8 protein-coding genes are annotated in these 6,871 nt (G+C 36.5%); 1 reads left to right on the top strand and 7 read right to left on the bottom strand.

Annotated elements, in window-relative coordinates:
* The first annotated feature begins 68 nt into the window (after window positions 1-68).
* A complete protein-coding gene (locus tag ACNKXS_RS03450) occupies window positions 69-1,373 on the top strand; it encodes a tyrosine-type recombinase/integrase (protein ID WP_417919636.1) in 1,305 nt (434 codons plus the stop codon).
* Here ACNKXS_RS03450 and ACNKXS_RS03445 read toward each other — a convergent pair.
* Genes ACNKXS_RS03445 through ACNKXS_RS03415 form a run of 7 tightly spaced genes read right to left on the bottom strand, consistent with a single transcriptional unit; the run spans window position 1,355 to window position 6,867 of the window.
* Window positions 1,355-1,660, bottom strand: a complete 306-nt coding sequence (locus ACNKXS_RS03445; RefSeq protein WP_417919635.1) for a hypothetical protein — start codon at window positions 1,658-1,660, stop codon at window positions 1,355-1,357. The genes ACNKXS_RS03450 and ACNKXS_RS03445 overlap by 19 nt on opposite strands.
* Window positions 1,661-1,676: 16 nt before the next feature.
* Window positions 1,677-4,580: a zincin-like metallopeptidase domain-containing protein gene (locus ACNKXS_RS03440; RefSeq protein ID WP_417919634.1), complete on the bottom strand. Its 2,904-nt coding sequence runs from the start codon at window positions 4,578-4,580 to the stop codon at window positions 1,677-1,679.
* A 1-nt stretch (window position 4,581) separates the two neighbouring features.
* Window positions 4,582-5,049, bottom strand: a complete 468-nt coding sequence (locus ACNKXS_RS03435) for a hypothetical protein (protein WP_417919633.1) — start codon at window positions 5,047-5,049, stop codon at window positions 4,582-4,584.
* Window positions 5,049-5,654 (bottom strand): hypothetical protein, encoded by a 606-nt coding sequence (locus ACNKXS_RS03430; protein WP_417919632.1) that lies wholly within the window; start codon window positions 5,652-5,654, stop codon window positions 5,049-5,051. The genes ACNKXS_RS03435 and ACNKXS_RS03430 overlap by 1 nt, the downstream gene beginning before the upstream one ends.
* Window positions 5,655-5,657: 3 nt before the next feature.
* Entirely contained in the window at window positions 5,658-6,014 is a 357-nt protein-coding gene (locus ACNKXS_RS03425; RefSeq protein ID WP_417919631.1) for a hypothetical protein, read from the bottom strand.
* 33 nt (window positions 6,015-6,047) lie between these two features.
* Window positions 6,048-6,584 carry a hypothetical protein gene (locus tag ACNKXS_RS03420; protein ID WP_417919630.1) on the bottom strand — a complete coding sequence of 179 codons (537 nt, stop codon included), beginning with the start codon at window positions 6,582-6,584 and terminating at the stop codon, window positions 6,048-6,050.
* 31 nt (window positions 6,585-6,615) lie between these two features.
* Entirely contained in the window at window positions 6,616-6,867 is a 252-nt protein-coding gene (locus tag ACNKXS_RS03415) for a hypothetical protein (protein ID WP_417919629.1), read from the bottom strand.
* Window positions 6,868-6,871: the final 4 nt, after the last annotated feature.

Genomic DNA, 6,871 nt, shown 5'->3' with positions numbered 1-6,871 from the left:
TCGAGTACTGAAAGTGAAAACCCCTGATAACACAGGGGTTTTTTAGTTTTTCAGCTTCACTTTCAAAAATGAAAAAGCATTATAAAATCGAAACCGAGCCACTTAACGGGCCAATTGAAATTAAGATAGTTCTGGGAAAAAAGCAATTTACTGAACCGAAACTCTACATCGCAAAAGAAATAATAAACGGTAAAAAAAGACCGTGTGTAAAAGCTGGTAAGCGTTGGTATATATGGTTTTTGTGGCGAAATCCTGAAACTAATAAGCTTGATATTAAAATCAAAACTTCCGAAGGTATTAATCGGCTAAAAACAGTGCAGGAAAGAAAGGATGCTGGGAATGCAGTAAAGAAAGCTCTCTCTATTGCCTTGCATTCTGGATGGATTCCGCCACAGGTTAGAGACGAAACAAAACCTAGATCCAGACAAGAAAGTAGAAGCGTTCGTGAAGCCCTGGAGTATGCATTTAATATTAAAAGCCGGGAATTAAAAGAATCTACTGTTGACGATTACAGAGTAAGGCTTAATTTTTTCCTGGAATGGGCTTCCAAAAAACTCTATACAGGACTTCCTATAGGTGATTTGAAAATAGATCATATTTATGAATATATTGATTACCTGCAATTGGAGTATAGAAAACCAAATAAGGAAATCCTTTCCAACACTTCCATTGATAACTACAAAAGAGGCTTGTCAGCTCTTTTCACCGTTCTACAACACAAAAGAATAATTCCGCATAACTTCCTTACAGATATTCCTAAAACGAAGGGAAAACCGGCTAAAAACAAACCATTTACGAATACAGAATTGGTAGCCATCAAAAAGGAATTACAAAAGAAAGATCCATACCTTATTAACGTAATTTCTTTAATGCTTTATCCCCTTTTACGACCAGTAGAAATAGTCCGTTTAAAAGTTTCTGATATCAATACTAACGATTGGATATTAGGTATAGAAACAAAAACACAACGTATTGGATATTCCAGGATAATAGAGAGACTGAAACCACTAATTAGAGCAATGAACCTAGATAAATATCCTGGTCATTATAGCCTCATTACTAAAATGAATAAACCGGCTGTATGGGAAACTGAAAAACTTGGTAGTAAAGTCAAACTTTTTAGCCAGCGATTTACAAAGGTTATTAGGCCTATGGGTTTTGGTCAAGAATATGGACTATACAGCTGTAGGCATACTGCAATAATAGATCTTTATAATTCCCCCGTTTATAAGGGAATGAGTGAACAGGAAATAATTCTCAACCTTATGCCAATAACCGGGCATAAAAGTGAAGCAGGGCTACGAAATTACTTGAGAGATATTCAAGCTATGGTCCCGGAAGATCATAGTAAACTTTATACAATGGATTTTTGAAAACTTTTTGCTCTAAAATTTTCAATTCTATTTACGATATCCATCCAGAACTCATATTCTTCTTTCTGGATTTCAAACTGTTCAGGATGCTTACGCCTTTTGCAGCGTTTATCACCTTCAAAATTCAAGGTGTTAATATGCATGCCGTCCATAAAATATACAATCTGAACGATAAGGCCCGATTCCTCTTTTATGAATACATTTCCTTTTCCTGAAGTAAAATACCTGGTTTCCATTAAACTAAAGATAATAAAAAAACCCTGCACAATGGCAGGGTTAAAATTCACCGTTGCAACGGATTTTTTAGAGAATAGGCGTGGCGATTAATCGACCACTATCGAGATTTGCAATTCTACTATTTGCAGGATCTTCTTTTTCTTCTTCAAAATATACATCTGAAACATCTGTATTTCCTTCAATCGGTTCCATCGCACGATTATAGATGTTGAATTTTAGATCTGAAGGTGGTATTTTATTATACCTGTTTTTATCCGGATAAATATAATTCTCCCGGTAGTCATCAAATTTTTCCGTAAATAGAACTATATCCACATCAAATTGAGACTTGGAGCCACCGCGCATTTTTCCGGAGCTGGTCAATTGGAAAATAAATATGAATAATTTACCATCATACTTCTTTCTGAAATCCTGGTCTACCTGGATGTTCTTATCAATCTCTCGCAACTTTGCAAAACTATCGATCACAATAACATCATTGTTCAAAATAAGCTTATGAATATCGGCCATGGAGTTGATATCTGGAGCGTCTATATTTACAAAGTTTTCAGGTCTAATGTATTCTTCAGCTTTGCTAGTGTATAGTGAAGAATCTGGATGCTCCTCCATGGATGCATGACCAACTTTATAATTTTCAGCAAATGCATCGATCAATTGAAATGCAAAACGGGTTTTCCCGGCTCCCTGAGGCGCGGTTATACTTATACCCACGCTTTCCTTTTCTTTAATCTCTACTTCACCCAAAAATTTAGCGATATCAAGATTATCAATTTTGTAATTCTGAATCACGCGATTTTGATTACGTTGCATTCTGGCCGCTAGACTATTTGGGTTTCCTATCTGTGGAATATCTTTCTTTACCGGTACCGGCTTATTTTGAATTACCGGTTGCGGAACCGTTGCAAAGGCTTCAACCGGCTTTTCAATTTGGTCCGGAAGCTCAGCAACCGGATTACTTAGCCCTTTTTTTTTTCGCGCCTTTGCTCCAAACAATCCCAACTGGGCTTTAGGTTGTTTCTTTTTATGCAGCGTGTTTGAATATTCTTTTTTGATATCTTCTATCTCTTCAATGGAAGCTTTCCCAAATACCTCTTGAAAGTCTGCTAATATTTCTTCATAGAATTCCTGAATGTTTTTATAATCTACGAGGCTTTCCGCATCCACGCCAATTGCGTTCCAACGAAATTGGCCCTCAATCTGTTTTCCTTCAGGCTTTACTGCCATTTCCAATACAAGACCGGTTGCATCTTTGAAATTTAATTGGTACGATCTTTCCCAGTTCTTCGATTTTTCCTGGTTTACTTCATACCCAATAATTTCAAAACCTAATTTTTTTAATCCTTTTTCAAAATCGGCTTTCGATTTTGCGGTCAGTTTAGCCTTTCGCTCTCGATCTAGCAACTCATTAGTGTTTGGTTTTTTGGAAACTGAACTTTTAGGGACTTCTACAAGTTTACTTTCTGGAATACCTATAGCTCTTTTACCATTTGAATAGGTCAGATCATAAACACGGTTTTCTTTCTCCTGAGACGAACCTTTCTTGGGAATATAAACTTTTTTGATAGTTACCTCCATTTTTTTTGAAGAATGCCAGGCTTTTTCACCTTTCTTAAACTTTGAAGGTTTACTTTTTTTACGATCAATTTTCTTAACCGGTTCACTTTTAAGTGAACTTTGATAGGCCGGTACTCCGTTTTTATCCTGGTTCAAAATAAAATCGGCGGCTTCCTGCGCTTTGGAAGCTGCGCGCATAATAAATCGGTTATCTTCCTTCGCATGGGTTAGAACTGAATTCCAATTCTTAAGATACTCCGCATGGTTTTTCTGGTTATACCAAATAATTCCGGCATGTGCTGAAAGGAAGATAGCACCGAACTCGGCAACCAGTTCTTCTTTTGCATAAGGCTTGCTTCCAAATTTCCCGCTCATATCACGGTCAAGTCTTTTTTGTACACCTGTAGAATGCGTAAACTCATGGAAAAGCGTTCTATAGTAATCTAAACCGGTTTCAAAATCCTCAAATTTAGGCATGTGGATCTCATCAACGGTACCAAGAATATTATGGCTATAATAAGCACCGCCTTTTTTAGTATCTAATAATTTAGGCTGCGGACTAGGATAATTTTTTACAATTAAATCAGCGATCTCTACGCGAGAATCATTGTTCTTAATCGTTTCGCTACCGTCCTGGTACCCGATTTTAAAATTCTTTAAATCAAAGTCAATTCCGTCGATATCAGCACCGTTAAAAACATTGTAATATTTGAGAATAGGGATGTAAGAATTTTTATAATAATCCTTGCTATATCTTAGCTTATTGTGATTCTTGTTTAACCAGGCTAAAAACTTCTTTTTATTGTAGGTTCCAAAATCTATCTGTTCACCGTCTTTTCCTTTCTCCTTCACCGCATAAAGCATAGTGAAATAAACTACCGGCAACCCTTTAGAACCTTTCTTTAATTGCCCTTTGTTTTTCTCGATCTGGTTGAATGTAAGAAAGAATGGATTCTTTAACACTTTAGTCATTCCTTCCGTCAGTAGAGGAATATTAATACCACGGTACATTTTTTTCGTATCAAAATTGAAAGGCAACAAATAGCCTTCGTCGTTTTGATCGTGCCATTTCTTCTTGTAGTCCTTACCACTGGCTTTTTCCAGTTGCTTCAGCATCTTATCTGTGATCATCTGGTAAATGTCATCTGGAGCAACTGCTTTTTCAAGACCGCCTTCTAAATCCTCATCCGGAAACGCAAAATCAAGCCCCTTTAAACTATCCTCCGGAACCTGGTCTAATGCGAATTCTCCAACTTTTATTTTAAATTCTTCTTCCTCGTTTTCTTCCAGCAACTTAAATAACTTCAGGGATATTTTAGTTTGACCCTGTTTAGCTCCTAAAACAGCGATTTTTTGTAATTCCTCTCTGGTTGCTGTTTGCCCATCCAAAGCATTATATCTTTCTACTGCGGTCATATTATGCGTTTATAGTGAATGATTTCCCGAAGGCTTCAATATCAGCGGCGATTTTCAGCTTGTCTTTATCTCCAATTATATCTAGGATTTCAGCAATATTATTGCCTATTTCGGCCATTGAGAGACTTACTGGTATATTAGTAATCAACCTATAGTTATTCGCCGGCAAATTGATATCTGCAATATTTGGAAATGCGGTACCAAGCTTTTTACCTGAAAGTGTATAAAAATGCAGATTCTTAATTACCAACTGGTTTCCTGGAATATCAATTGAAATATTTGTTGGATTCGAAATTTGAACATCTACCTTAAAACTTATTTCCCTGTTGAAAGAGATATTTCGAATTCCCTTAATATCCATTTTAAGGTTTTCGAGAACATTGCTATACTCTGAAAATTTATCTTTTCCGAATACAAAAAAGCCGGTTGCGGCCAATGCTCCTAAACTAAGTACTGCTTTTAAATTCATTAAAATAATTTTTTATGTATGGTGAACCTGAAACCGATTTGATTTGTACCAAAACCCCAAAACGAGCCAATACCAAATCCTAAATCTCCTTTGATGTAATTTATACCGGCACCAGCTGAAGTAAATCCTAAACCCGGCACATAATCTGCTGATGGAGAAACAAATAAACCACCAGCTTGCGTGGTGGTATTAGTTGTGGTTTCGATAGTGGTTTTTAAGTGATCTATAGAGGTTTTTAGATCCATTTTAAGAATTCGGCCTTCGCTTAAAATATCGCTGTAAATGATAGCATCTTTCAACCTGGTAGTGTCTTGATAACGGCTGACTTTTTTAAGCAAGATTTGTTCTGCTGGATCTAATTTTTCCGGATCTGCTACAATTGTAACTTTTTCCGGAGTTTCTATAACCTGCACATTTTCCGGTTCACGATTTTTGATATTGTTATTGGTAACACTATCCTTTTCCGTTAGGATTTCTTCTGAAACCTTTACAGTAGTGGTTTTATCATCGCAATCCTGATCATTCCCCCGGCAATTCTCCAGAAGTAGAAGAGTTGCCAGGACAAGGATTATAAAATGTTCGAAACGAAATTTGAAATTGATCATAATCTATGGATGTGATTTTCTATAATCTTCAAATTCTCGCTTTAGTTTACTGTAGCGATTCTTCCACATTTCCTGATCTTTTTTCAATCGTTCCATGCGCAGGTTTAAATTGGTAAACTGGAGATCATATTCTTTTTTCAGAAAGCAGAATTTCTCTTCGTATCGATCTTTCAAATCGGTTAAGGCATCCTGGTAGATATCCAGCATCGATTTACTATAATCTGCCTCTGCTTTATTGCCTTCAACGGTTAGATTGCGAACTTCTACCTTCTTTCGTTTACGCTCTACGAACCACCCTAAGAGGCTCCCGATAATAAGCACGAGTAGTTCCCCCAAATAAGGTTTTAAAATTTCAATCATAATAAATAGGTTAAGTATAAAAAGAGTAGATTCTTAATGTCCGTTTCGAGGGGAACGGTCGTAACCCGGTTCTTCCTGTATGAATCGTGTTAGCCATAAGCGATCTTTTCTAAGCTGCGCTTCAGAAACTGTAAACCAAATTATGCGAGCTTCCAAGGTTCTAGTTTGTCCTCTAGTTTGGAATTCATAAACATCTTGCTTATTTCTTTCCAAAGCTATAGTGTATTGTCGATCTGGCTGAAGTGTATAACCAAATGGATTGAGCATTGGTATTATCGATACCCTATATTTATAATGTCTATTAGAGGTCATGATTTGAGCTGTATCTCCAGATATATTTAAAACATGGAAATCGACAATGAGCGTATCAAGATCTGACTCAGCTTCTTTGTACTCAGAATTGAATGTATCTAATCGAGCATGGTTTAAACCTAACTCCAAATTGGTTTGTTTTGCAGCTTGAGTAGCAGCTATTGCCGATTCTTTTTTAAATTCCTGCCAGTTTGGTCCTTGGGCAAAAGTTGTGAAAGCTGTTACCAACAAAGTTGCAATGATGAATAATTTTTTCATGATGAATGAATTTTGATTGAAGAATGAATAATTAAAAGATGATGATATATAAAATTACTACCGGTACCAGAACAAAGAAGAAATTACGCCAGTTATAGTCGCCGGTTAAGTCGTGTAAATAATGTTCCCTGGCCGCTGAAATGATTAGAACCTGAACGATAGCCCAAACCGGACCAAAACCGCTTAAAATAGTGGTAGATCCAAATAATAATGCCAGAACAAGGCCGTAAAGAAATTGGGCTTTCCAGTTGGTATTTTCGATGATGTTGATGATTTTTTGCATGGTG

Source organism: Christiangramia marina, from assembly GCF_048285865.1.
GTDB classification, from domain to species: Bacteria; Bacteroidota; Bacteroidia; order Flavobacteriales; family Flavobacteriaceae; genus Christiangramia; species Christiangramia marina.
Note: the sequence above shows the minus strand (reverse complement) of the source record. Positions and strands in the feature narration are given on the sequence as shown.